The following is a 1,356-nucleotide window of genomic DNA, read 5'->3' as shown; positions in this document are numbered from 1 at the left end:
ACACCGCCGGCCAGCGCCAGCGAACACTCACCCTGACGCAGGGCCTGGGCAGCCAGGTGCATGGCCACCAGCGAGGAGGAACACGCCGTGTCCACGCTGACCGCCGGCCCCTCCAGGCCGAAGGAGTACGCGACCCGGCCCGAGGCAACACTGTTGGAACTGCCGTTGACCAGGTAGCCCTCCAGCTCCTTCGGTGCCCGGGTGATCCGCGAACCGTAGTCGTTGTACATGACGCCCGCGAACACGCCGGTCCGGCTGCCGCGCAGGCTCGCCGGGTCGATACCCGCCCGCTCGAACGCCTCCCACGCCGTCTCCAGCAACAACCGCTGCTGCGGATCCGTGGCCAGCGCCTCACGCGGACTGATCCCGAAGAACTCCGCGTCGAACCGGTCCGCGTCGTACAGGAACCCGCCACGACGAGTGAAGGACGTGCCGCTGCGCTCCGGATCCGGGTGGCGCAGCGCGGCCAGGTCCCAGTCGCGGTCCTCGGGGAAGTCCCCGATGACGTCCCGGCCCTCGGCCACCAGCCGCCACAGCTCCTCCGGGCCGGTGACCCCACCCGGGAAACGACACCCGATACCGACGATCGCGATCGGCTCGTCGGCGGCAACGCCGGCGACTGCGACGTCGGCGCCGAGAGCGGCGTCGGCCGCTTCACCGCCGAGGAGTTCACCGGCGAGGTGGGCGGCGAGCGCGCTCGCGGTCGGGTGGTCGAAGACCAGCGAGGCGGGCAGCTTGAGTCCGGTGGCCTGGTTCAGCCGGTTGCGGAGTTCCACGGCCGTCAGCGAGTCGAAGCCCAGCTCGATGAACGGGCGGTCCACCGGCACGGCGCGCGGGTCGGCGTGGCCGAGTACGGCCGCCGCCTGGGCGCCGACCAGTTCGGTCAACAGCCGCTGCCGGTCCGTGCCCGACAAGGTCCGCAGCCGCTCGGCCAGTCCGCCGTCGGAGCTGTCGGCCGCGGATCCGGCCGCCGCCGCCCGACGCGCGACGGGCCGTACGAGACCCCGCAGGAGTACGGGGACGGGTGAGCCGCTCCGGGCCAGGGCAGCCAGGTCGAGGCAGGCCGCGACCACGGCCGGAACCGTCCCGGCGAGGGCCTCGTCGAACAGGGCGAGCCCCTGGCCGGCGCCGAGCGGTGCGACGCCGGAGCGGCCCAGCCGGGCCAGGTCGGAGCCGGTGAGGTTGCCGGTCATCCCGCTGGCCTCGGCCCACAGGCCCCACGCCAGCGAGGTCGCGGGCAGCCCTGCCGCTCGCCGCCCGGCCGCGAGTGCGTCCAGGTAGGCGTTGGCGGCGGCGTAGTTGGCCTGCCCGGCCGTGCCGAGCGTTCCCGCGAGCGAGGAGAAGAGGACGAACGCG

The 1,356-nt window shown here is 74.0% G+C and carries 1 protein-coding gene; it reads right to left on the bottom strand.

All coding sequences use genetic code 11. From position 1 onward, the window contains the following. On the bottom strand, positions 1-1,356 hold a 1,356-nt coding region (locus ACIPXC_RS35015; RefSeq protein ID WP_401626552.1), incomplete at both ends, for a beta-ketoacyl synthase N-terminal-like domain-containing protein.

The sequence above is a fragment of the Streptomyces sp. NPDC090021 genome (assembly GCF_044748225.1).
In the GTDB taxonomy this organism is placed as follows: domain Bacteria; phylum Actinomycetota; class Actinomycetes; order Streptomycetales; family Streptomycetaceae; genus Streptomyces.
This window is presented reverse-complemented; position numbering and strand designations above follow the sequence as displayed.